This is a genomic window from Sphingobium sp. TCM1, from assembly GCF_001650725.1.
Taxonomy (GTDB): Bacteria; Pseudomonadota; Alphaproteobacteria; order Sphingomonadales; family Sphingomonadaceae; genus Sphingobium.
In genome coordinates, this window is the sequence record NZ_LXVX01000034.1 from 368,546 (window position 1) to 390,831 (window position 22,286).

Annotated in this window: 22 protein-coding genes; 14 read left to right on the forward strand and 8 right to left on the reverse strand. The window is 66.9% G+C overall.

The window, feature by feature from the left end; genetic code table 11:
• Window positions 1-11: 11 nt before the first annotated feature.
• Window positions 12-1,406 (reverse strand): leucyl aminopeptidase family protein, encoded by a 1,395-nt coding sequence (locus tag A7Q26_RS18830; protein ID WP_066862714.1) that lies wholly within the window; start codon window positions 1,404-1,406, stop codon window positions 12-14.
• Between the two features lie 141 nt (window positions 1,407-1,547).
• On the opposite strand from A7Q26_RS18830, the gene A7Q26_RS18835 reads away from it, so the two are divergent.
• Together A7Q26_RS18835 and A7Q26_RS18840 are read left to right on the forward strand one after the other, a co-directional pair.
• Window positions 1,548-1,748, forward strand: a complete 201-nt coding sequence (locus A7Q26_RS18835; protein ID WP_066862717.1) for a hypothetical protein — start codon at window positions 1,548-1,550, stop codon at window positions 1,746-1,748.
• A complete protein-coding gene (locus A7Q26_RS18840) occupies window positions 1,748-2,569 on the forward strand; it encodes a DUF4163 domain-containing protein (protein WP_066862720.1) in 822 nt (273 codons plus the stop codon). The genes A7Q26_RS18835 and A7Q26_RS18840 overlap by 1 nt, the downstream gene beginning before the upstream one ends.
• A 23-nt stretch (window positions 2,570-2,592) precedes the next feature.
• On the opposite strand, the gene A7Q26_RS18845 is transcribed toward A7Q26_RS18840, so the two are convergent.
• The 6 genes from A7Q26_RS18845 to serS form a co-directional block, all read right to left on the reverse strand.
• A complete protein-coding gene (locus A7Q26_RS18845; protein ID WP_066862723.1) occupies window positions 2,593-3,198 on the reverse strand; it encodes a beta/gamma crystallin-related protein in 606 nt (201 codons plus the stop codon).
• Between the two features lie 90 nt (window positions 3,199-3,288).
• The gene (rimO, locus tag A7Q26_RS18850) at window positions 3,289-4,683 is read right to left on the reverse strand and encodes a 30S ribosomal protein S12 methylthiotransferase RimO (RefSeq protein WP_198162984.1); all 1,395 of its coding nucleotides are present in this window, start codon (window positions 4,681-4,683) and stop codon (window positions 3,289-3,291) included.
• Between the two features lie 36 nt (window positions 4,684-4,719).
• Entirely contained in the window at window positions 4,720-5,778 is a 1,059-nt protein-coding gene (locus tag A7Q26_RS18855; protein ID WP_066862726.1) for a potassium channel family protein, read from the reverse strand.
• Window positions 5,775-6,833: a M23 family metallopeptidase gene (locus tag A7Q26_RS18860; protein ID WP_066862729.1), complete on the reverse strand. Its 1,059-nt coding sequence runs from the start codon at window positions 6,831-6,833 to the stop codon at window positions 5,775-5,777. The genes A7Q26_RS18855 and A7Q26_RS18860 overlap by 4 nt, the downstream gene beginning before the upstream one ends.
• A 57-nt stretch (window positions 6,834-6,890) precedes the next feature.
• Window positions 6,891-7,652: a 5'/3'-nucleotidase SurE gene (gene surE, locus A7Q26_RS18865; RefSeq protein WP_066862731.1), complete on the reverse strand. Its 762-nt coding sequence runs from the start codon at window positions 7,650-7,652 to the stop codon at window positions 6,891-6,893.
• 41 nt (window positions 7,653-7,693) lie between these two features.
• Window positions 7,694-8,971, reverse strand: a complete 1,278-nt coding sequence (gene serS, locus A7Q26_RS18870; RefSeq protein ID WP_066862734.1) for a serine--tRNA ligase — start codon at window positions 8,969-8,971, stop codon at window positions 7,694-7,696.
• Between the two features lie 93 nt (window positions 8,972-9,064).
• On the opposite strand from serS, the gene A7Q26_RS18875 reads away from it, so the two are divergent.
• The 5 genes from A7Q26_RS18875 to A7Q26_RS18895 all read left to right on the forward strand — a co-directional run bounded on the left by A7Q26_RS18875 (window position 9,065) and on the right by A7Q26_RS18895 (window position 11,835).
• A complete protein-coding gene (locus tag A7Q26_RS18875) occupies window positions 9,065-9,505 on the forward strand; it encodes a host attachment family protein (protein WP_066862967.1) in 441 nt (146 codons plus the stop codon).
• Window positions 9,506-9,591: 86 nt separating this feature from the next.
• Window positions 9,592-9,888: a hypothetical protein gene (locus A7Q26_RS24865; protein WP_157102617.1), complete on the forward strand. Its 297-nt coding sequence runs from the start codon at window positions 9,592-9,594 to the stop codon at window positions 9,886-9,888.
• Between the two features lie 6 nt (window positions 9,889-9,894).
• Complete coding sequence (locus A7Q26_RS18885) at window positions 9,895-10,383, forward strand: hypothetical protein (protein WP_066862740.1); 489 nt, start codon at window positions 9,895-9,897, stop codon at window positions 10,381-10,383.
• 551 nt (window positions 10,384-10,934) lie between these two features.
• A complete protein-coding gene (dksA, locus tag A7Q26_RS18890) occupies window positions 10,935-11,399 on the forward strand; it encodes an RNA polymerase-binding protein DksA (RefSeq protein ID WP_066862742.1) in 465 nt (154 codons plus the stop codon).
• 64 nt (window positions 11,400-11,463) lie between these two features.
• On the forward strand, window positions 11,464-11,835 hold the full coding sequence (locus tag A7Q26_RS18895; RefSeq protein WP_066862744.1) for a PilZ domain-containing protein: 372 nt from the start codon (window positions 11,464-11,466) through the stop codon (window positions 11,833-11,835).
• A gap of 169 nt (window positions 11,836-12,004) precedes the next feature.
• Here the strand turns inward: A7Q26_RS18895 and A7Q26_RS18900 are convergent, their stop codons facing one another.
• Complete coding sequence (locus A7Q26_RS18900) at window positions 12,005-12,163, reverse strand: YdcH family protein (RefSeq protein WP_066862970.1); 159 nt, start codon at window positions 12,161-12,163, stop codon at window positions 12,005-12,007.
• Window positions 12,164-12,349: 186 nt separating this feature from the next.
• Here A7Q26_RS18900 and A7Q26_RS18905 point away from each other — a divergent pair, with 186 nt between their 5' ends.
• The 7 genes from A7Q26_RS18905 (at window position 12,350) to A7Q26_RS18935 (ending at window position 22,257) form a co-directional block, all read left to right on the forward strand.
• Complete coding sequence (locus A7Q26_RS18905) at window positions 12,350-12,529, forward strand: YdcH family protein (protein WP_066862747.1); 180 nt, start codon at window positions 12,350-12,352, stop codon at window positions 12,527-12,529.
• 105 nt (window positions 12,530-12,634) lie between these two features.
• Entirely contained in the window at window positions 12,635-13,105 is a 471-nt protein-coding gene (locus A7Q26_RS18910) for a DUF1465 family protein (protein ID WP_066862750.1), read from the forward strand.
• A 66-nt stretch (window positions 13,106-13,171) separates the two neighbouring features.
• The gene (locus tag A7Q26_RS18915; protein WP_084439208.1) at window positions 13,172-15,244 is read left to right on the forward strand and encodes an autotransporter assembly complex protein TamA; all 2,073 of its coding nucleotides are present in this window, start codon (window positions 13,172-13,174) and stop codon (window positions 15,242-15,244) included.
• Complete coding sequence (locus tag A7Q26_RS18920) at window positions 15,244-19,440, forward strand: translocation/assembly module TamB domain-containing protein (protein WP_066862753.1); 4,197 nt, start codon at window positions 15,244-15,246, stop codon at window positions 19,438-19,440. The genes A7Q26_RS18915 and A7Q26_RS18920 overlap by 1 nt, the downstream gene beginning before the upstream one ends.
• Window positions 19,441-19,442: 2 nt before the next feature.
• Window positions 19,443-20,837: an L-serine ammonia-lyase gene (locus A7Q26_RS18925; RefSeq protein ID WP_066862756.1), complete on the forward strand. Its 1,395-nt coding sequence runs from the start codon at window positions 19,443-19,445 to the stop codon at window positions 20,835-20,837.
• A gap of 176 nt (window positions 20,838-21,013) precedes the next feature.
• Window positions 21,014-21,667 (forward strand): outer membrane protein, encoded by a 654-nt coding sequence (locus A7Q26_RS18930; RefSeq protein ID WP_066862759.1) that lies wholly within the window; start codon window positions 21,014-21,016, stop codon window positions 21,665-21,667.
• 170 nt (window positions 21,668-21,837) lie between these two features.
• The gene (locus tag A7Q26_RS18935) at window positions 21,838-22,257 is read left to right on the forward strand and encodes an acyl-CoA thioesterase (protein ID WP_066862975.1); all 420 of its coding nucleotides are present in this window, start codon (window positions 21,838-21,840) and stop codon (window positions 22,255-22,257) included.
• Window positions 22,258-22,286: the final 29 nt, after the last annotated feature.

Sequence of the window (22,286 nt, forward strand, 5' to 3'; positions counted from 1 at the left end):
TGTCGCAGCGCCTAACCGTCCCTGCCGTATCGCCTTTGCAGCAGGCGGAAGGCCGCGCGCATCCCCAGCGCCTCGCCTCCCTTGGGCCGCCCCGGCTTGCCTGACGGGCGCCAGGCGAAGGTGTCGAGGTGCAGCCAGGGCGTATCCTCGGGAACGAAGCGCTTGAGGAACAGCGCGGCGGTGATCGCTCCGGCAAAACCGCCTTCGCCGGCATTGTTGATGTCGGCCACGTCTGATTTCAGCATGTCGGCATAGCCGTCCCACAAGGGCAGGCGCCAGGTCGGGTCGTCGATCTCGGCGCCCAGCGCCGCCATCTCCGCCGCCACCCCGTCATCATTGGCGAAGAGGGCGGGCAGGTCCGGGCCGACCGCGACGCGCGCCGCGCCGGTCAGGGTGGCGAAGTCGATCAGCAGTTCGGGCTTCTCCTCGCCGGCGCGGGTCAGAGCGTCGCCCAGCACCAGCCGCCCTTCGGCGTCGGTATTGCCGATTTCTACGGTCAGCCCCTTGCGCGTGCGCAATATGTCGCCGGGGCGGAAGGCGTTGCCCGATATGGCGTTTTCCGCCGCCGCGATCAGCAGGTGCAGCCGCACCGGCAGGCGCGCGGCCATGACGAGTTGCGCCAGGCCCAGCGCATGGGCCGCGCCGCCCATATCCTTCTTCATCAGCCGCATTCCCGACGACGGCTTGATATCGAGCCCGCCGCTGTCGAAGCAGATGCCCTTGCCGACCAGCGCGACGCGGGGATGGGCGGGATCGCCCCATGTGAGTTCGATCAGGCGCGGGGCAAAGCCCTTGTCCGCCGCCTTGCCGACGGCATGGATCATCGGATAGCCCTGTTCCAGCGCATCGCCGCGCGTCACGCTGACAGCCGCGCCGAAGGATCTGGCGACCTTTTCCACCGCGGCTTCCAGGTCGGGCGGCCCCATGTCGGCGGCGGGCGTGTTGACGAGGTTGCGGACCAGCGCCACCGCCGTCGCCAGTTGCACGACCGGGTCGATCTGCGCGACGCCGCCGGTCAGCAATATGCGCGGGCCGGCGGATGCCTCATCCTTGCGATAACGGTCGAAGCGATATTGCGCCGTCAGCCAGCCCAGCGCCGCGGCGCCCGGCGTGCCTTCCGCCAGCCTGTAGCAGCCTTCGGGCAATGTTTCGGCCAGGCGGGCGAGGCACCAGGGGCCCAGCGCGTCCTTGCTGGCGACGCCCGCCACCACGGACCACTCGTCCCCATCGCCCGGCAGGATCGCCTGCTCGCCGGCCTTGCCCTTGAACCGCTGCGCCGCGACGAGCGCACGCACCCGGTCGGGCTGGGTCGAAAGCCACGCCTCGACGCCTTTGGTTTCGACCAGGTGGATCGAACGGGCGGGCTGCTGGTTGTCCGCTTTGAGCAGGTCGGAAAATTCGGTCATGGGCCGGATGTAGGGGAAAGAGATCGGCCATGGAAAGCCAAAATTTTCATCGTCCGCAGCGCACGACCGGCCCTTTCTTCCTTTGCGCTGCGGGCCGGAGAAGCCTAGATTTGCAGGCAGAAAATGAGAAGGAGAAGGATCATGATTCACGGTGACGACCGCAGTCTTCAGGCTGCGCGAGCGCGGGCCTATGCGCTGGCCGACACGGGCCGTTTCGACAATAGCAATGCGGTCCAGGCGGCGCTGATCGCGGAGGGCTGGTCCAATGCCGGCCGTGCGCTCGACAGCGACTATGCGCGCAAGGCGATCGGCGAACGCTGCCGCGCGGCCAAGGCGCATTGATGCGGGGCGGGGGGCTGCTACCGGCGGCGGTGCTGGCGCTTGGCGCCTGTTCCCCCGCGCAGGACGTCGCGGCGGACAATGCAGCAGCCAATGTCGCGGCCACCCGCTTTGCCGACCGCATGGCGGGCGCGCCACCCCCGGCGCCGCCTGCCGAACCCTTCGAGGAGGAGGAAAAGACCGACTTTCTCGAATTTGCCTACGCCTATCCGGCGCAGGCGGCGGCGATCCCTTTCCTGGTCGATAAATTCGGCAAGGAAGCGGCGTCGTCCAAGGCGGATGCGCTGAAAATGGCGCGGGAGGACAGCGCGTCGGCGAAACGATCGGGCTACCCCTTCCGTCCGCACAGCCTGGAAACACGATGGACCGTCGCGGCCGATACGCCGCGCTTTCTGTCGCTCCAGTCGCAGACCTATGTCTATACCGGCGGCGCGCATGGCATGACCGGTTATGACGGGCTGCTGTGGGACAAGGCGCGCAAGCGGGAAACCAGTATCAAAGCGGTGATGACCACCCCGGCCGCCTTTGCCGCCGCGATCAGGGATCGCTTCTGCGCCGAACTGGACAATCAACGCGCGGAAAAGCGCGGTGCGCCGGTGGTGCGCGGCGACGACGACTTCACCGAGTGCATCGATCCGATGGAGCAACTGCTGGTGCCCGCATCGAAGGACGGCAACCTGATCGACGCCGTGGTGGTGGTGATCGGCCCCTACAGCGCAGGTCCCTATGCGGAGGGCAGCTATGAGGTGCGGCTGCCGGTCGATGCGGCAATGCGCGGGGCGATCAAGACCGAATATCAGGACGGCTTCGTCGTGGCACGATGACGCTGCGGATCAAGCGCTTGGCTCTATCTGCCCGTCCGGCTGCACAGCACGTCGGCCAGGTAGACGCGGCGGTTGACCGTCTCCATCGCTTCCCGTGCGGCGGCGGTCCAGCCCGAGCGTGAGCAGAATTCGTCGGCCGACCGTGCAGCGCAGGCGCTCGTCGCCGCGCCCTGTGGGCAGGCGAGGACGCGTTTCCCGCGCAAGGTCGGATCCGGATAGAATTGCGCCGCCATCCCCCTCAGCGACCGGCCGGTCCCCGGTGCCAGATTGTCGCCGCCCCACCCGCCACCTGGTCCGCCGTTGGGCAGGGCGAGGCGGATCGAGCCGAGGCGATTGCCGAAGCCCAGCCGGTTGCCGATGATCGCAAGGCTCTGGCTGGTAGTGAAGCAGGTGCCGCGGAAATTGGGCAGGCTGCACAATTCCCACGTCCCGCGTTGCACGCGCACGCTGTGGACCGGCCAGGCGAGGCGAAGGTCGGGATCGGCGCGGGACTGGGCCGCGGCAGGCCCGCGATAGCCCGGATCGCGGTAGATGATCGCTTCGGGCACGCTCTTGTCCTGCGCCGGGGCGGGCGCGGCAAGGCCGGACGCGATGACAAGGCAGGACGCAAGGACGGCACGACGGGGCATGGCATCTCTCCCACAGCGATGCAGGGCCGGCACGCGACTCGGCCCTGTGCTGCGCGCAGACTATGCCGCCGACGCTCCGCTTGCCAATCGTTACGCGATGCTGTCCACCGGCACGCCGTAGAGGTCATGCTCGTCGGCATCCTCGATCATGACGTCGAAGATGTCGCCGGGCTTCCGCCCTTCGCCCACGTCGCGCAGGAAGACATTGCCGTCGATTTCCGGCGCGTCGGCCTGGCTGCGTGCGGTCGCGCCGATGCTGCCATCCTCCTCGTCCGGCTCGCCCACTTCGTCGAGGATGACGGGCAGGACGCGGCCGACCTTCGCCTGCAACTTGGCGGCGCTGATCCCGGCGGTCTTTTCCATGATCCGCTGATAGCGTTCTTCCTTGACCTCTTCGGGCACGGCGCCGGGCAGATCATTGGCGGCAGCGCCTTCGACCGGTTCGAAGCGGAAGGCGCCGACGCGGTCGAGCTGCGCCTCGTCCAGCCAGTCGAGCAGATATTGGAAGTCCGCCTCGGTCTCGCCGGGGAAGCCGACGACGAAGCTGGAGCGGATCGCGATGTCGGGGCAGATGTCACGCCACTTGCGGATGCGGTCCAGCACCTTGGCTTCATTGGCGGGGCGCTTCATCGCCTTGAGCACGCTCGGCGCGGCATGCTGGAAGGGAATGTCGAGATAGGGCGTCAGCAACCCTTCGGCCATCAGCGGAATGACCTGATCGACATGGGGATAGGGGTAGACATAGTGCAGCCGAACCCAGGGCGCCTGGCCCTCCGCCGTGCGGAGCTGGCCCAGTTCGCGGGCGAGGTCGGTCATGTGGGCGCGGACTTCATGGCCCTTCCACTGGCGCGTCTCGTGGCGCGTGTCGACGCCATAGGCCGACGTGTCCTGGCTGATGACCAGCAGTTCCTTCGTGCCGGCATGGACCAGCTTCTCCGCCTCGCGCAGCACGGCGTCGACGCGGCGGCTGACGAGGTCGCCGCGGATCGAAGGGATTATGCAGAAGGAGCAGCGATGGTTGCAGCCTTCGCTGATCTTCAGATAGCTGTAGTGGCGGGGGGTCAGTTTCAGCCCGCCTTCGGGCACCAGGTCGACGAAGGCGTTGGGGATGGGCGGCGATGCGTCATGCACCGCATTGACCACCTGCTCATATTGATGCGCCCCGGTGACGGCCAGCACCTGCGGGAATTTGGCGCGGATCACTTCCGCCTCGTCACCCATGCAGCCGGTGACGATGACGCGGCCATTTTCCGCGATCGCCTCGCCGATCGCCTCCAGCGACTCCTCCTTGGCGGAATCGAGGAAGCCGCAGGTGTTGACCAGCACGACATCGGCGCCGGCATAGTCGGCGGACATCTGATAGCCGTCGGAGCGCAGCTTGGTGAGGATGCGTTCGCTGTCCACCAGATTTTTGGGACAGCCGAGCGACACCATGCCGACTTTCGGCGCTTCGGGAATTTTGGTTGCCATGATTGGCGCGCACATAGGGATTTTCGCGCCAAATGTCACGGGGTGCTGGAATCAGCTCGGCGAGCGGCTGGTTCCGGTGTCGTCGCCCTGCGCGATTTCGATGATGACGTCTCCGGTCTGGAGCCGCTTTGCCTCCTCCTCCCAGAAACCGATGGGGCGGTCGTCACGATAGATGCGAACGCCCAGGCCGGTGCGGATCGCCGACAGGGGGCGGCCGATCTCCTCCGCCAGGACCAGCCGTTCGTTGAGCTTCACCCGTCCGCCCGATGCTGCGAGGTCGGCCATATAATCAGCGACATGCCTGCCGCTGGTGCTGCCCGCCAGCAGCAGCCCGGCGAAGCTGACCGGGTTGATGACGGTGGTCGCGCCCGCCTGGCGCGCGGGCAGTTCATTATCCTCGTTGCGCACGACGATGCTGATCGGCAGGCGCGGGGCCAGATGCCGGGCGGTCAGCGTGATGAGGATGGAGGTATCATCGCGTCCCGCCGACACGATCATGCTGCGCGCCCGGTGGATCGCGACATCCTTCAACGTCCGGTCGCGGGTCGAATCGCCACACAATATGTTGCAGCCCAGCTCCTCCGCCAGCGCCAGCGCCTTTTCGCTGCCGTCGATGACGACGATTTCGCGCGGGTCGGTGCCGCGGGCCAGCAGTTCGTGGACGGCTTCCTGCCCGCTGGTGCCGAACCCGGAGACGATGATGTGATTGTGCAGATCGGCCTGGATGCGTGCCATGCGCCACCTGTAGATGATGTTGCGGAAGAAGAGATTATAGGCGGTGCCGAGGAAGATGAGCCAGACGAACAGGCGGATCGGCGTCACGACCAGGGATTCGAACAGCCGCGCTTCGGGCGTGACCGGTACGATGTCGCCATAGCCGACCGTCGTGACGGTCACCGTCGTGAAGTAGAGGACGTCGATGAAGCTGATCTGGTCGTCATGATTATCCTTGAGGCCATCGCGCCCGACCCAGTGGAGCAGCAGCACCAGCGCGATCAGCCCGAACACCAGCCCCACGCGCCATGTCAGGTCGAGCCACATCGGCATGGAGGACCGTCGCCGCAGGAAACCGGCCGTGGGGGAGGAGGCAGGCGGCCGGTGGATCCTCATGCCGGGGGAAGCTGTCCAATGGGGTTTACCGGCGTGCGGTCCTTGCGCAGTTCGAAATGCAGCTTGGGTTTGCTGGCATAGCCGGTGTCACCGGTGAGGCCGATTACCTGGCCTTGTCGCACCTTCTGCCCGCGCACCACGTCGATCCGGCTGGCATGGCCATAGGCGCTGACCCAGCTGCCGCCATGGTTGATGAGGACCAGGCCGCCGAACACCGCGATCTTGTCCCCGGCATAGGCGACCACGCCGTCCGCGGCCGCGCGGATCGGCGTGCCGGTGGGCGCGGCGATGTCGATGCCGTTATTCCTGGCGCCGCTCGCGCCGGGGCCGAAACGGGAGAGTATTGGCCCCCTGACAGGCCAGGCGAAGCTGCCGCCGAAGGCGGCAGGCTGGGCGATCGGCCTGTTGGCGGGCAGGGGGTCGGGCCGCGAAGAGGCGACGGCGATCGGGGCATTGTCCTTCACCGCAGGCTGGCCTCCCGTCAGCACATCGTCAATGTCGATGCGGAAGGCGGCGGCGCGCTGTTCCAGGCTGGGCGGGGTGGCCGGCGTGCCGCCCGGCAGCAGCAGGCGCTGACCGCGACGCAGGACATAGGGTTGCTCCAGCCCGTTCACCGCGACGATCTGCCGCCAGGGCACGCCATAGGTCGCCGCGATGGCGATGCCGGTCTCGCCCTCCGCCACCAGATGATAGCGGCCGCCTGGGATGGAGAGGCGCTGCCCCGCGCGCAGGACATGGGGCGGGGCGATGCCGTTGGCGCGCGCGATCGCTTCCGATCCCGCGCCGGTGCGATTGCCGACGCCGCGCAGCGTGTCGCCGGGCTGGACGACATAGGTGGAGGCGCTGACGGTCCGGGCATTGGCCACGACCTGCTGCGCGGTCCAGACCGGTTCGGGTTCGGCCAGCGTCACGCCCGGCGCATCCACGCGCTTGTGCGGCGGCGGGGCGGGCGTCCCGGCCGGGGCGGGGGCCGGATGCTCCGCTTCGGCGGGAATACAGGCGGCCAGCGCCAGCGAAACACAGGGAATGGCGAGGGACAAGGGCAGGCGCTGCATCGCCCCTCATTTACCCTATCGTGCCGGACTTGCCAGCCTTTTACAGCAGCGCGGCCGTCAATCGAACAGTGCCGCCGTCGCTGCCATCGCGCTGTCCTGCGTCAGGTCATAGTGCAGCGGCGTCACGGTCACATAACCCTCCGCGATCGCGGCGAGATCGGTCCCCTCCGGCACCGACTGGCTGGTGCCCAGGCCGAACCAGAAATAGCGATAGCCGCGCGGGTCCGTGCCTTCGACGATGCGCGTGCGGTCGACATCGTGAAAACCCTGCCGCACGACGCGGATGCCCTTCACGGCTGCCGGATCGATCGCCGGGAAATTGACGTTGAACAGCAGGCGCGGGCTGGCGGGCATGGCGATCAGCGGGCGGAGCACCTGTTCGCCCCAGGCCGTCGCGGCGGCGAAGGGCACGGCGTCGCCCATGCCCTCGCGCGCATAGACCTGGCTCAATGCGATCGACTTGATGCCGGAGATCGCCCCCTCCATCGCCGCTGCGACCGTGCCCGAATAGGTTACGTCTTCGGCCAGGTTGGCGCCGCGGTTGACGCCCGACAGGATCAGGTCAGGCCGGGCATCCTTCATGAGATGGCCGACCGCCATCATCACGGCGTCGGTCGGGGTGCCGGTGACGCTGTAATGCCGCTCGCCATGCTGGCGGATGCGCAGCGGGCGGGTGAGGGTCAGGCTATGGCCGGCGCCCGACTGTTCCTCGCTGGGCGCGACGATCCAGATATCGTCGGAAAAGCGGCGCGCGATCTCCTCCAGCACCTTGAGGCCGGGGGCGTGAACGCCGTCGTCATTGGTGAGCAGGATACGCATGAACGGACACTCCTTATCCGTTCGTTGCGAACGGAAATCTGTTACTTCGCTTCCAGCTTCGTCACGCCGCCCATATAGGGCGCCAGCACGTCCGGAACGATGACGCTGCCGTCGGCCTGCTGGTAATTTTCCAGCACCGCCACCAGCGTGCGGCCCACGGCAAGGCCCGATCCGTTCAGCGTATGCAGGAACATGGTCTGCTTCGCCCCTTCCGGCTTGAAGCGCGCATTCATGCGCCGCGCCTGAAAGTCGCCGCAATTGGAGACGGAGCTGATCTCGCGATAAGTGTTCTGGCTCGGCAGCCAGACTTCGAGGTCATAGGTCTTGCGCGCGCCAAAGCCCATGTCACCGGTGCAGAGCAGCATCTTGCGATAGGGCAGGCCCAGCGCCTGCAATATGCCCTCAGCCGCCGCGACCATCCGCTCATGCTCGGTCGCCGAGTCCTCGGGCGCGCAGATGGCGACCAGCTCGACCTTCTCGAACTGGTGCTGGCGGATGAAGCCGCGCGTGTCGCGCCCGGCCGACCCCGCCTCGGAGCGGAAGCAGGGCGTCAGCGCGGTCAGGCGCAGCGGCAGGCTGTCGGCCGGCACGATCTGATCGGCCACCAGGTTGGTGAGCGAGACTTCGGCGGTAGGAATCAGCCAGCGGCCGTCCGTCGTCTTGAACAGATCCTCGGCGAACTTGGGCAATTGCCCGGTGCCGAACAGCGCCTCGTCGCGGACCAGCAGCGGGACGGCGGTTTCCTCGTAGCCGTTGGTCGCGGCCTGGGTGTCGAGCATATATTGCGCGAGCGCCCGGTGCAGCCGCGCCATCTGGCCGCGCAGCGCGGTGAAGCGCGCGCCGGACAGGCGTGCGCCGCCCTCAAAATCCAGACCCAGCGCCGGACCGAAATCGGCGTGGTCCTGCGGCGCGAAGTCGAAAGTGCGGGGCGTTCCCCAGCGGGCCAGTTCGACGTTTTCAGCTTCGTCCGCGCCTTGTGGCACGTCGTCGGCAGGCAGGTTGGGGATGGCGGCGAGCATGGCCGTCAGCGCCTCACCGGTGTCGCGATCGTCCGTTTCAAGTGCGGGCATCCGGTCCTTGAGCGCGGCGACCTCGGCCTTCAGCGCTTCGGCTTTCTCCATATCCTTGGCCGCCATGGCCTGGCCGATCAGCTTGCTCGCCTCGTTGCGGCGGGCCTGGCCCTGCTGCAACTCGGTCTTGATGGCGCGGCTCTTCTCGTCGATCGCCAATATGTCGGCGGACAGCGGCGCCAGGCCGCGCCGGGCGAGGGCGGCGTCGAAAGCGGCAGGGTTTTCGCGGATGAAGCGGATGTCGTGCATGGGCCAGCCCTATGCCGCTGTGCGACGGGCCGCGCAACCCTGCGCGCCACCGTCCGTTGGTACGGCATCACCGAAAAGCTGAAGGAGAAGGCGATGCTGATCGATCATGACGCGATGGTACTGGTGGCGGACGGGCGCAAGCTGCTCTTCTTCCGCAACAAGGGCGACCGCGCCTTCCCCCAGCTGGAGGCGGAAGAAGTGCGGGTGCAGGACAATCCGCCCGACCGGGACCAGGCTTCCGACGCGCCGGGGCGCTCCTTCAATTCGGTCGGCAACCACCGCAGCGCCATGGAGCGGGTGAATTTTCACGATCTGGAGGAGCAGCGCTTTGCGGCCGAGGCGGCCGACCTGCTCAAACGCCGCGCCTTCGCCAACGATTATGAGAAGCTGATCATCGTCGCGCCGCCGGCCGCGCTGGGCGAGATGCGCAAGCATCTGCACAAGGTGGTGCAGGATCGGCTGGTGGGCGAGATCGCCAAGGATCTGACCGGGCATCCGGTGCCGGAGATCGAGAAGCTGATCGCCGCCATCTGATCGCCGCTGACCGGTCGCCGGATGCAAGAAAGGGCGGCCCCCCGGAACCGCCCTCCTTGACCCCTCGCGAAGAGGGAACCGGTATCGTGTTTCAGGCCGTCGCCTTCGCCTTGCGTTCGGCGAAACGGCGGCGCGCGACCAGCGCCACCGCGGCCGCGCCGAAGAGCAGCACCATCGGTGGAGCCGGAACGTCGGTACCGCCGGTGCTGCTCGACCCGCCGCTCGAACTGCTCGATGACGAGCTGGACGAGGAACTGCTGCTCGACGAGGATGAAGAGCTGCCGGTGCTGCCGAAGCTCGACGATCCACCCGATGAGGACGATCCGCTGGACGAGGATGAACTGCTGGAAGAGCCGCTGCTGCCGCCGGTCGAGCCGGGATGATCGGGCTTGTCCGGCTTGCCGCCGCTCGAACTGCTCGACGAGGAACTGGACGAGGAGGAAGAGGACGAGCTGGAGCTGGACGATGACGAACTGCTGCTGACGCCCGACGAGGTCGAGACATTGCCCGACGACGTGGACACGCCCCCGGTCGACGTCGAAACGCCGCCCGTGGAGGTCGATACCCCACCCGTCGTGGAACTGGTCGAGCTGCTGATGCCGCCGGTCGAGCTGCTGGTCGAGGAGATCACCACCGATCCGCCCCCGCTGCCGCCGCCACCGAAGAAGCCGCCGAAGAAACCGCCGCCGCCAAAGCCGCCACCGCCGCCCATGACGACCGGTACGGCACCGCCGCCGCCCGACATCATCGGCATTTCCGCCATCGGGACGGGTGCGGGCAGGGGCACCGGCGCGGCTTGGCTGGTCACGGTCACTGTCTGCGGCGCGCAGGCGGTCACGGTCTTGACGACCTTGCGCTGCACGGTCCGCACGGCGTAGCGTTTTTTGGGCGCGGCCTTGATGCTCTTGCTGCTGTGGACCACGGCCGGGCGCGCGCTTTCGGCGACATGCACGGCGCCGCCGCCGATGATCGCTCCGCCGCAGGTGCAGGCGCATAATTTAGCCAATGCCATCCGTACCGACATAGGGTCCACTCTTGTCCTGTTGTCCCCCGCCCCCTGGCCAATCCGATATTGGCGGTGAGCGAACGGGAACTCTCTAAGCGCATGAACGCAAAAGAAAGGGTTAACTGCAATGTCGTTAACCCTGAATCCGGGGTGCTAGTCGAGGGAAATCCGCCTGTCTTCTCAAGGGATATGGTTAACGTCCCACTATGGAACGCCCGCGTGCCAGCCCATGAACATGCGCGTCGCCCGTCGAGGCTTCCGGCCCGTCCGCCGTCCCGATGCGACAGAATCGTGCCGCAAGGCATACAAGTCCTTGAATGTCCGCTTGTGTCGCCCCGCACCCATGGTTATGAGGCGCGCTCAATGAAAAGTCATGGGCGCCCCGGAACTTCTAGCGCCGGGGCCAAAGAGTCGGAGAGCTAGATGGCATCGGTCCTGAATTCCGAGAAAGACGGCGGTAAGCCGCCCAAATCGACGGTAACGCTTCCCCCTGACTATCGGCCTTCGTCCGACGAAGAGTTCATGAATCCGTTGCAGCTGGAATATTTCCGGCAGCGCCTCTGGGACTGGAAGAAGCAGATCCTGGCCGAAGCGGAAGGCACGCTGGCCGTGCTGCAGAATGAACCGCTGCGGGAACCCGACCTCAACGACCGGGCGTCGAGCGAGACGGACTGGTCGATCGAACTGCGCACCCGTGATCGCCAGCGCAAGCTGATTTCGAAGATCGACGCGGCGCTTCGCCGAATCGACGATGGCGAATATGGCTATTGCGAAGTGACCGGCGAACCCATTTCGCTGGGCCGGCTCGAAGCCCGACCGATCGCGACGATGACCGTCGAGGCGCAGGAGCGGCACGAGCGGCAGGAAAAAGTCTCTCGCGACGATTAACCTTTTTTCCATTTCCCGCGAATAGCTTGGCAGCGACTGAACGATAGCTATTCGCGGGTTTTTCATGGAAGACGACCAGGGCATTTCCGACCGGGGGCCGGCGCGATCCGCGCCGCGCGACAGCCTGTTCCTTTTGACCAGCCTCATTTCGTCTGAGGGGGAGGATCTGGGCAAGGCCCGAATCCGCAACCTGTCCGCGACCGGACTGATGGCGGATTGCGAGCGTCCCGTGGCGGCCGGAACCCGCATCGAACTGGATCTGCGCGGCGTCGGCAGGGTCTGCGGCAGCGTGGCCTGGTCGCGGGGGGACAAGATCGGAGTGGCGTTCGATGCGTCGATCGATCCGCAACTCGCGCGCAGGTCGGTGACGTCCGGCGCGACCCCGCAGATGCCGGATTATCTGCGCACGCATCAGCCGCCTCGCATGCGGCGCTGATATCAGTCGCCGGCAAATCCGGCGCCAGCCAATAAGAAACCCCGCGAACCGATGGTTCCGGGGCCTTTTCGTGCGGTCGATCCGCTCTTTCATACTTTTGGTCGAGGGGTCGGACCGGCGGTCTTCGCCGCCGGTTCCTGACCTCCTCCCGGAAGGGCGGCAGCCCTGTTCAGTGCTGCCCGGCCATTTCCTCCTTGAGCCGCAATTTCTGCTTCTTGAGCGAGGCCACCAGGATCGCGTCGGGCATCGGCCGACTCGATTCCGCCTTGATTCGGGCCTCAAGGCCGGCATGCTTGGCTGAAAGAGCTGAAACGTGGCTATTTTCCATGACAATCTCCTTACGAGGGTGATGGACGACGAAGTAAATCACCAATCATGGGGCTTGTCTCGCCCTCTTTGATCCTTTGCGATGGGCTGCCCGCGAATTTGCGGTAGCCCGTCTGTCGCTCCGGCGCTATCAGGGGCCGTTCGGTGCAAATGGGGTCAGAGCAGGACGGTGAGCCGGGAAGATATCATGCGCCGTCTGGAGCTGCTGCGAGTCGAGCATCGCGACCTCGACGGCGCCATCATGGCGTTGGTGGATGCGGGCGGCGGCGACCAGATGCAGATCGCGCGTCTCAAGAAGCGCAAGCTGCGCCTGCGCGACGAGATCGCATTGCTGGAGGACCAGCTGGTTCCGGACATCATCGCCTGATCGGCCCGCCCGAATTTTCGTCCGCGGCGCGTCCGTCGCCCCCGAATGGGACAGGGCGCGATTAACGGACCTGACAGAATTGCACTATTATGTCAGTCATTGCCCATGAAGAACGCAGCCTTTCTTGATCCTGGCCTCCATCGGCGCCTCGTCGACGGCCTCTATCTGGAAGCCATGGTGATGGCGGATGAGGCGCGGGCCTATTTCGATCGCGGCACGCCGGACGAGCAGGAGATACAGGATCCGCTGCGCCGCGTCGCCTTCGCCTGCGAATCGCTCAAGGTGACGACCCGGCTGATGCATGTCATCGCCTGGCTGCTCAGCCAGCGCGCCTGGCAGCGCGGAGAGATCGGCGCCGCCGACCTCAGCGACGAGAAATATCGGCTCGGGCGGGCCACGCTCACCGATCCGGCGCTGGCTGCCGATTTCCCCTTCGCTGCGCGCGCGCTGATCGAGGGGAGCCAGGATCTCTACGATCGGGTCATGCGGCTTCAGGAAAGACTCGACGGCTTGTCCGGCCCATCAGGTCCTGGCCCGGCGCGGGCGCTGCTCGATCGTCTGAGCACCGCTTTCTGATTGCGCGGCGCATTATCGCGCTTCTGGACTGGCCATGGCGGTCGAAGTTGGTCTAGACCGTTCGCCATGACCCATGGTTTGCGGACCCGACGCCGCACTAACGGCCGCCGCCCGCATCCCACCCGGCTCTGTCTAGCGCCGTTGGTGCTGCTCGCCCCCTGCATGGCGCAGGCGCAGCAGGCGCCCGCGTCCGAAGTGACACCCCCCGAAGCCGCACCTGACGTGAACGCGCCGCTCGACGCGATGCCGGACATCGGTCTGGACTGGCCGGACATGGGGCAGCCCGACAGGATCGATCCGCTGCCCGCCGACCCCGCGGACCAGAACGCCGCCGCGCCGTCCGACCCGTCCGGGGAGGCGGCGTCGACCGTCGTCGAACCGGTGGAGGATGCGGCGACCTTCGCTGACGCTGGCGAGGAGCGCCGTTACACGGTCGTCCTGGCCGGCGTCGATGCGATCGCGGACGCCCAGTTCACCCAGCGTTTCGATGAGCTGTCCGCCCTGCGCCTGGGGCAGGACAAGCCCGCCAACCTCGCCCAGATCAACCGGCGCATAAAGGAAGACCGGGATCTGCTTGATCGCCTGCTGCGTGCCAAGGGCTATTATGCCGCGCGCATCCGCGGCAGCGTGGCGCCTCCTGCGGCGGGCAGCGACCGGCTGGCGGTCAGCTTCGACATCAATCCGGGCACGCGCTATCTGCTGTCGTCGGTCGATCTTCCGGGGCTTGCGGAAACCGGCGAGCAGGAGCCGAAACTCCGCGCCGCCTTCCCGCCCAAGGTCGACGATCCGGTCGATGCCGATGCGATCCTGGCCGGGCGCGACAATCTGGCCGCCGTCCTGTCCGAAAGCGGCTTTCCTTTCGCGAAGGTAGACGAGCCGGACGTGCGGATCGACCATGAGGAGCGCAAGGGCGACCTCGACATCATCGTCACGCCGGGCGGCTTCCGCCGGTTCGGGGCGATCCGCATGGACGATGACGCGCTGTTCAGCGCGCATCATGTGCAGGAAATCGCCCGTTTCAAGTCCGGCGACACCTATATGGCGTCCGACGTCGAGGATCTGCGCCGCGCGATCGTCGCCACCGGCCTCGTGTCGTCGGTCACGCTGACGCCGACGGATGCCGGCGATGGCGAGCATGTCGATCTGGCGGTCGACATGCGCCCCGCGCCGCTGCGCACGATCGCGGGCGAACTGGGCTATGGCACCGGCGAAGGCTATCGCGCGGAAGTTAGCTGGCAGCATCGCAACCTGTTCCCGCCCGAAGGCGCGGTGACGCTGCGCGGGGTGATCGGCACGCAGGAGCAGACCGCATCCTTCACCTATCGCCGCAACAATTTCCATCGCCGCGACAATGTGCTGACCGGGCTGGTGTCGATCAGCAACATCAAGCGCGACGCCTATGATGCGCGCACCATCACCCTGTCGGGCGGGCTGGAGCGGCAGACCAACATCCTGTTCCAGAAGAACTGGGTCTGGCGCGTCGGCGCGGAACTGATCGCCTCGGACGAAGCGGACGCCTTTTCCGGGGGCGCGCGCCGGACCTTCCTGATCGGTGCGGTGCCGCTCAGCCTGACCTATGACGGCAGCGACGACCTGCTGAACCCCAGCAAGGGTTTTCGACTGGGCGGCCGGATCAGCCCGGAACTGTCTTTCCAGGACAAGACCTTCGGCTATGCCAAGGTACAGGTGGATGGCAGCGTCTACCAGCCGGTGGGCGAGCGGGTGGTCGTCGCCGCGCGGGCGCGCTTCGGCACCATCCTGGGCTCGACCGTCGACCAGATCGCGCCGTCGCGGCGCTTCTATGCCGGTGGCGGCGCGTCGGTGCGCGGCTATGGCTATCAGGCGATCGGCCCGCGTTATGGCGAGGATGATGATCCGGTCGGTGGCAAGAGCCTGGCCGAATTTTCGCTCGAAAGCCGCATCCGGTTCGGCAATTTCGGCGTGGTGCCCTTTGTCGATGCGGGCAATATCTCGACCAGCTTCCTGCCGCGCTTCCGCGACCTGCGCATCGGCGCGGGCATGGGCGTGCGCTATTACAGCAATTTCGGGCCGATCCGCGTCGATGTCGGCACGCCGCTCAACCCCCAGCCGGGTGATCCGAAGGTCGCCGTCTATGTCTCGCTGGGGCAGGCCTTCTGATGGCCGACGACGCGCCTTCGCCCGCCACCGTCACGCCGCCGCCTTTGGTGACCCATCGGCGTGCCTGGGATGGGCGCTGGCAGCGCTGGGTGGCGGGGCTGCTGGCGGCGGCGTTGCTGGTCGTCGTCGGCGCGCTGGCCTGGCTCGACACGTCGGGCGGCCATCGCTACCTTGCCGGCCGCATCGCCACGATCAAGTCCGCATCGGGCCTGCGCATCCATGTCGGCGCGATCGAGGGCAGCATCTATCGCAAGGCGGTACTGCGCAACCTGACCCTGTCCGATCCCAAGGGGCGCTTCTTGGATGCGCCGCGCGTCGAACTGGACTGGTGGCCCTTCGCCTGGCTGTCCAACCGGCTGGACATCGACCGGCTCGCCATTCCGCAGGCGACGCTGCACAAGCTGCCCCGGCTTAATCCGACCCAGCGGCGCGGCCCGATCCTGCCGGGCTTCGACATTCGCCTGATGCAGTTTTCGGTTGGCCGGCTGACGATCGCGCCTGCCGTCACCGGCCGTATCCAGACCGCGACGATGACGGGGGATGCCGACATTCGCGGCGGCCGCGCGATCATCGACCTGGCGGCGCGGACGCTCGACGGCAGCGATGCGCTCACGATCGCGCTCGACAGCCGGCCGGACGACGACCGTTTCAAGCTGGACGTTACCGTCAATGCGCCGAAAGGCGGTGTGCTGGCGGCGATGGCGGGCCTGAAGCAGGACGCCAATCTGCGCATCGGCGGCAAGGGCAGCTGGAGCCGCTGGGACGGGCGGCTGGCAGCCATGGTCGATGGGGATGCGGCCGCCGACTTCGTTCTGGCGGCGCGCAGCGGGGCCTATTCGGCGCGCGGCACGATCGAGACGGCCGCTATCGCCGGCAATGGCCTGTTCCGCCGCATGGCCGATCCGCGCCTGTCGGTACGCGCCAGCGGCACGATGGTCGACCGGGTGATCGACGGTAGGATGGCTCTGCGCTCCGCCGCCTTCGACCTGGATGCCGACGGCGCGATCGACCTGCGCAACAATGCGCTCGACAATCTGTTGATCGACCTGAAACTGTCGCGGCCGCAGGCGTTGCTCCGGACCATGCGTGGCCGTGACATCGCCGCGAAGATCCGGCTCGACGGTCCGTTCAGCACGCCGGGCTACGAATATCTGCTGACGGCGCGCGAACTGGCCTTCGACAGGACCGTGATCCGCGACGTGCGGGCCGAAGGTAAGGGCAGGCAGGCCGCCAACGGCTCCGTTATGGTCCCGCTCCGGCTGCGCGCGCGCCGGCTGGATGGGCAAGGCGAACTGGTCGAGGGCATTGTCCGCAATTTTCAGCTCGATGGCGTGCTGCAACTGAAGGGGCAGCAGATCGTCAGCAATCCGATGCAGTTCCGTTCGGACAAGCTGCGCGGCAAGCTGGTGATGATCGCCGACCTCAAGACCGGCCGTTATGATTTCGGTCTGGACGGGCAGATCAGCAACCTGTTCATTCGCGGGCTGGGCATTGTCGACCTGACGTCCAAGCTGCGGGCCGTGCCGCGCCGCGACGGCAGCTTCGGCCTTGGCGGCACTGCGCTGGCGCGGGTACGGCGGCTCGACAATGATTTCCTGCGCACGCTGGGCGGCGGCCTGCCGACCGCGCGCAGCGGACTGGAACTGCGGCCCGACGGGCAATTGGCGCTCAGCAATCTGCGCCTCGAATCGCCGCTGTTGACGCTGGCGGGGCAGGGTCTGCGCCACCGCGACGGGACATTGCATCTGGAGGGCAGCGGGCGCCATGGCCGCTATGGCCCCGTCACCCTGACGCTGGACGGCCGGATCGAGCGCCCGACCATCGACCTGCTGCTGGCCCGGCCGATGGACGCACTGGGCCTGCGCGACGTGCGGGCGAAGCTGATCCCCGACGCCAACGGCTACAGCTACACAGCCAATGGCGGATCGACGCTCGGCCCGTTCACCGGGCGTGGCGTGATTCTGCTGCCCCCGGGCGGGCAGGCGGTGGTGCGGGTCGCCAATCTTGCCGTCTCCGGTGTCACCGCCAGCGGCGACATTCGCCCGGTCGCGGGCGGACTGGCCGGACAGCTCGGCGTGCTCGGCCCCGTTACCGGCTATATCAATTTCAGGCCGGTGAACGATGCGCAGCAGGTGCAGCTCAAGCTCACCGCCAATGACGCCAGTTTCGAGGGGCCGACCATCATCGCGGTGCGGCGCGGCACGCTGGACGGCACTATCCTGCTCGATCCCGACGGCACGACGGTCACGGCCACGGCGCAGGCGCGTGGGCTGCGCGTGGGCGGCGCGCTGCTCGGCCGCTTCGCGGCAAACGCCGAACTGGTCGATGGCAAGGGGCAGATACGCGGCAGCCTGTCGGGCCAGCGCGGCCGCCTCTTCGAGCTTCAGGGCGAGGCGCAGGTCGAACCCGACCGCATCCGCCTGTCGGCCGGCGGCACGATCGACAAGCGCCCCATCCGCCTCAATCGCGCGGCGCTGCTGACCCGGACCGAGGATGGCTGGCGCCTGTCGCCGACGACGGTCAGCTATGCCGGCGGATCGCTGCAACTGGCTGGCGAACTGGGCAGCGCATCGACCCATATCGAAGCGCGCATGGAAAAGCTCCCGCTGTCGCTGCTCGACATCGCCTATGACAATCTGGGCCTTGGCGGCATGGCGACCGGATCGCTCAGCTACGCCCAGCCGCGCGGCGGCCTTCCCACCGGCAAGGCGGAGCTGCGCATTCGCGGCCTGTCCCGCTCCGGCCTGTCGTTGAGTTCACGGCCGGTCGATGTCGGCGTCAATGCCGCGCTGACGTCGGATCGGCTGGCGACCCGGATGATCTTCGTCGCCGACGGCAAGACGATCGGCCGGGGGCAGGCGCTGCTGACGCCGCTTGGCCGCGAGGGCGGGCTGGTGCAGCGGCTGAATGCCGCGCCGCTGTTCGCGCAGCTGCGCTTTGGCGGCACGGCCGACACGCTCTGGCGCCTCACCGGCGTCGAGATTGTCGACATCAGCGGTCCGGTCAGCGTGACGGCCGACATGCGCGGCACGCTGGGCGATCCGCTGATCACCGGGCAGCTAGCGACCGACAAGGCCGCGATCAACAGCCCCGTCACCGGTATGCGGCTGCGCGATGTCCGGGCGCGGGGCCGCTTCTCCGGTGCCCAGCTCGTCATTTCCAGCTTCGCCGCGACGGCGCAGAATGGCGGCACGGTCAACGGCACGGGCCGCTTCACCTTCAACGGCATAGCGGGCGTCGGCATGGACCTGGCGCTCCAGGCCGACAATGCCGCGCTGCTGGAGCGCGACGATATCGCCGCGACCGTCACCGGGCCGATCACCCTGCGATCGGACGGGGTGGGCGGCACGATCGGCGGCGACCTGACGCTCAACCGCAGCCGTTTCACCATGGGGCGCGCCGCCGCCGTGGCGCAGATTCCGGAACTGCGCGTGGTCGAGATCAACCGGCGCGGCGAGGAGATCGAACAGCAGCGCGCCACCGTGCCCTGGGCGCTGGCGGTGAAGGCGCGTGCACGCAATCGCCTGACCGTCACGGGCCTTGGCCTCGACAGCGAATGGCGGGCCGACCTGACGATCGGCGGAACCGTGACCAGCCCGGCCATCGCGGGCCGGGCGGAACTGGTGCGTGGCGGCTATGAATTTGCCGGGCGCCGCTTCGAACTGCGCGAAGGCCATATCCAGTTCGATGGCCGGACCCCGGTCAACCCGACGCTCGACATCAGCGCCGAAGCCGATGTCAGCGACCTGTCCGCCACCATCCATGTCGGCGGCACCGGGCTGCGCCCCGACATCAGCTTCACCAGCACGCCGGCCCTGCCGCAGGACGAACTGCTCTCGCGCATCCTGTTCGGCACGTCGATCACCAACCTGTCCGCGCCCGAAGCGCTCCAGCTCGCTTCGGCGGTCGGCTCTCTCCAGGGGGGAAGCGGGCTGGACCCGATCAACGCGGTGCGCAAGGCGGCGGGCCTCGACCGGCTGCGCATCATCGCCGCCGATCCGACCCAGGGGCAGGGCACGTCGATCGCGGCGGGCAAATATCTGACCCGCAAGACCTATGTGGAACTCATCACCGACGGGCAGGGCTATTCGGCGACGCGTATCGAATATCAGGTCACGCGCTGGCTCTCGCTGCTGGGCGCCATCTCCACGCTGGGGCGCCAGAGCGCCAACGTCCGCATATCCAGGGATTATTGACTTTGACCAAGAGCCGTATCGACGCCGGCACCGCCATCAGCGTGATGGACCTGTTCACCATCGGCATCGGCCCGTCCAGCTCGCACACGGTCGGCCCGATGCGCGCGGCCCTCATGTTCATGGACACGCTGCCTGCTATCCCCGCGCGGGTGCAGTGCGAATTGTTCGGCTCGCTCGCGCTGACCGGCAAGGGGCATGCGACCGACATCGCGGTCCTGCTCGGCCTGTCGGGGCATCGACCAGAGGGCATCGATCCCGACGCGATCTCCGCCATTCTCGCCGCGATCCGTACCGACGGCCGTATCCAGGCGGGCAGCGCCGTCGATCGCTGGGTTCCGTTCGAGGAGGCGCGCGACCTCCTTTTCCGGATGGGCGAATTTCTGGAGGCGCACAGCAACGGGATGCGCTTTTCGGCGTGGATGCCGGGGCGCGACGAGCCGCTGGTGCGCGATTATTATTCGATCGGCGGCGGCGCCGTGCTGCCGGGCATCGTGCCGGTCAGCGACGATACGCCGCTCGGCCATAATGTCGTCCAGCCCTTTCCCTTCTCCTCCGGTGCTGAGATGCTGGCGCAGGGGGAGGCGAGCGGCCTGTCGATCGCCACCCTGGTGCTGCGCAACGAGGGCGCCTGGCGTGCGCAGGAGGAAACCAACGCCTTTCTCGACAGCGTGATCGACGCCATGTCCGCCTCGATCGAGCGGGGGCTGGCGCAGGAAGGGCTGTTGCCCGGCGGCCTAAAGGTCCGTCGCCGCGCCCGCGCCATCCACCAGCGGCTGCGGCTGCAACAGGATGCGTTGGGACCGGCGCAGATTTTCGAATGGGTCAGCCTGTTCGCGCTGGCCGTGAATGAGGAGAATGCGGCGGGCGGCCGGGTCGTCACCGCGCCGACCAACGGCGCGGCGGGCGTGATCCCGGCGGTGCTCCATTATTATCGCCGCTTCGTGCCCGGCGCAGACCGCGACGGGGAGCGTCGCTTCCTGCTCACCGCCGCGGCGATCGGCTTCCTCTACAAGAAGCGCGCGTCCATCTCCGCCGCCGAAATGGGGTGTCAGGGGGAAGTCGGCGTCGCCTGCTCGATGGCGGCGGCGGGACTGGCGGCGGTGCTGGGCGGCACCAACGGGCAGGTCGAAAATGCCGCCGAAATCGGCATGGAGCATAATCTCGGCCTCACCTGCGACCCGATCGGCGGCCTCGTGCAGATTCCCTGCATCGAACGCAACACGATGGGCGCGGTGAAGGCGATCAACGCCGCCTATCTCGCGCTCCAGGGCGACGGGCGCCATATCGTCAGCCTCGACGCGGTGATCGAAACCATGCGCCAGACCGGCGAGGACATGGCCAGCCGCTACAAGGAAACCTCGCTCGGCGGCCTCGCCGTCAATGTGGTGGAATGTTGAGCAGGCCGTTTCGGTTCATCGTCCGTTCCCCACAATGTTGCGACGAACGGAGCCAGTCTTGTGTCATTAATGGCACATAATCAAATGTTTATCTCCTGTTCATGAAACCAACGCGGCTTTTCCGGCTTGAGCGTCTCACCCCCTGAGGGGGAAGAGAATGAGAACGGAGAATCCCTATGCGTAAGTTGATGGTCGCAACCCTTCTGGCCGGCGCCACTGTCGCCACCCCGGTTTTCGCGCAGGATGTCGGCCCGACCTTCACCGGCCCGCGCGTCGAAGCGATCCTGGGCTATGACCGCACCGGGGCCGGTAGCGACGTGGACAATGACAATGGCAATGACGATCAGAATATCGACGGCCTGCTCTACGGCGTGGGCGCGGGCTATGACGTTAATCTGGGCAGCGCCGTCGTCGGCGTCGAGGGCGAATATACCGACTCGACCGCCAAGAGCAGCCGAACCGACTTTTCCGACCAGTTCGGCTTCGGCCGCGTGAAGCAGGGCCGCGACCTTTATATTGGCGCGCGCGCCGGCATCCTCGCCAACCCCGCGACGCTGGTCTATGTGAAGGGCGGCTACACCAACACTAAGCTGGACGTGCTGGCCGGCGACACAAACCAGGAAACCGACACCAATTTCAAGCTCGACGGCTGGCGCATCGGTGCGGGCGTGGAGCGGGCGATCAACGCCAACACCTTCGCCAAGATCGAATATCGCTATTCCAAATATGAGGACGCGCATATCGACTTCGCCAATGGCGCGACCAGCGATGAATTCGGCATCGATACCGATCGCCACCAGGTGGTCGGCAGCGTGGGCTGGCGCTTCTGATCTGCCCGGCCGGGGCAGGTAGAACTGTCCTGGCCGCTTTCCGGCTTCGCACGAAGCGAACGGAGGCTGTGATGGAAAGAGGCGGCCGGTCGTCGGATCGGCCGCCTTTTTGCGCGCGAGGCGCCGATCCCCTCTATCAGCCTGCTTGCGGCAATGTTATTTACATCCTTGTGAGTAACGCGATTCCCCATCTCTACCCGGTCGGCATCGAGCCGGACGACATCGACTTCATGGGTCATGTCAACAATGCCAGCTACCTGAAATGGGTGCAGAATGCGGTTCTGGACCATTGGCGTGCGCTGGCCCCGGCGGAGGCGGTCGCCCAGCATCTCTGGGTCGCGCTCAAGCATGAGATCACCTATCGCAAGCCCACTTTCCTCGATGACGAGGTGATTGCCACCGTCCTGCTGGAAAAGGTGCAGGGCGCGCGCGCCTTCTATGAAACGGTGATCCGCCGCGGGGAGGAAGTCCTGGCGGAGGTCAAGTCCAGCTGGTGCTGCATCGACGCCGACACCCTGCGCCCCGCGCGACTGGCGCGCGATGTGATCCAGCATTTCTTTGCCGGGGATGAGGTCGAAGAGGGACGGTAGGCCCGCGTCGCACCGCGCTCAACTGTCTG

Bases quoted from the DNA above. Each gene is read 5' to 3' on its own strand.
- dksA (WP_066862742.1), top strand. From the start codon at position 10,935: ATGGCATCGGTCCTGAATTCCGAGAAAGACGGCGGTAAGCCGCCCAAA.
- A7Q26_RS18875 (WP_066862967.1), top strand. From the start codon at position 9,065: ATGCTGATCGATCATGACGCGATGGTACTGGTGGCGGACGGGCGCAAG.
- A7Q26_RS18830 (WP_066862714.1), bottom strand. From the start codon at position 1,406: ATGACCGAATTTTCCGACCTGCTCAAAGCGGACAACCAGCAGCCCGCC.
- A7Q26_RS18920 (WP_066862753.1), top strand. From the start codon at position 15,244: ATGGCCGACGACGCGCCTTCGCCCGCCACCGTCACGCCGCCGCCTTTG.
- A7Q26_RS18900 (WP_066862970.1), bottom strand. From the start codon at position 12,163: ATGGAAAATAGCCACGTTTCAGCTCTTTCAGCCAAGCATGCCGGCCTT.
- serS (WP_066862734.1), bottom strand. From the start codon at position 8,971: ATGCACGACATCCGCTTCATCCGCGAAAACCCTGCCGCTTTCGACGCC.
- A7Q26_RS18860 (WP_066862729.1), bottom strand. From the start codon at position 6,833: ATGCAGCGCCTGCCCTTGTCCCTCGCCATTCCCTGTGTTTCGCTGGCG.
- A7Q26_RS18845 (WP_066862723.1), bottom strand. From the start codon at position 3,198: ATGCCCCGTCGTGCCGTCCTTGCGTCCTGCCTTGTCATCGCGTCCGGC.
- A7Q26_RS18905 (WP_066862747.1), top strand. From the start codon at position 12,350: ATGCGCCGTCTGGAGCTGCTGCGAGTCGAGCATCGCGACCTCGACGGC.
- A7Q26_RS18840 (WP_066862720.1), top strand. From the start codon at position 1,748: ATGCGGGGCGGGGGGCTGCTACCGGCGGCGGTGCTGGCGCTTGGCGCC.
- A7Q26_RS18855 (WP_066862726.1), bottom strand. From the start codon at position 5,778: ATGAGGATCCACCGGCCGCCTGCCTCCTCCCCCACGGCCGGTTTCCTG.
- surE (WP_066862731.1), bottom strand. From the start codon at position 7,652: ATGCGTATCCTGCTCACCAATGACGACGGCGTTCACGCCCCCGGCCTC.
- A7Q26_RS18910 (WP_066862750.1), top strand. From the start codon at position 12,635: ATGAAGAACGCAGCCTTTCTTGATCCTGGCCTCCATCGGCGCCTCGTC.
- A7Q26_RS18915 (WP_084439208.1), top strand. From the start codon at position 13,172: ATGACCCATGGTTTGCGGACCCGACGCCGCACTAACGGCCGCCGCCCG.
- A7Q26_RS18930 (WP_066862759.1), top strand. From the start codon at position 21,014: ATGCGTAAGTTGATGGTCGCAACCCTTCTGGCCGGCGCCACTGTCGCC.
- rimO (WP_198162984.1), bottom strand. From the start codon at position 4,683: ATGTGCGCGCCAATCATGGCAACCAAAATTCCCGAAGCGCCGAAAGTC.
- A7Q26_RS18835 (WP_066862717.1), top strand. From the start codon at position 1,548: ATGATTCACGGTGACGACCGCAGTCTTCAGGCTGCGCGAGCGCGGGCC.
- A7Q26_RS18895 (WP_066862744.1), top strand. From the start codon at position 11,464: ATGGAAGACGACCAGGGCATTTCCGACCGGGGGCCGGCGCGATCCGCG.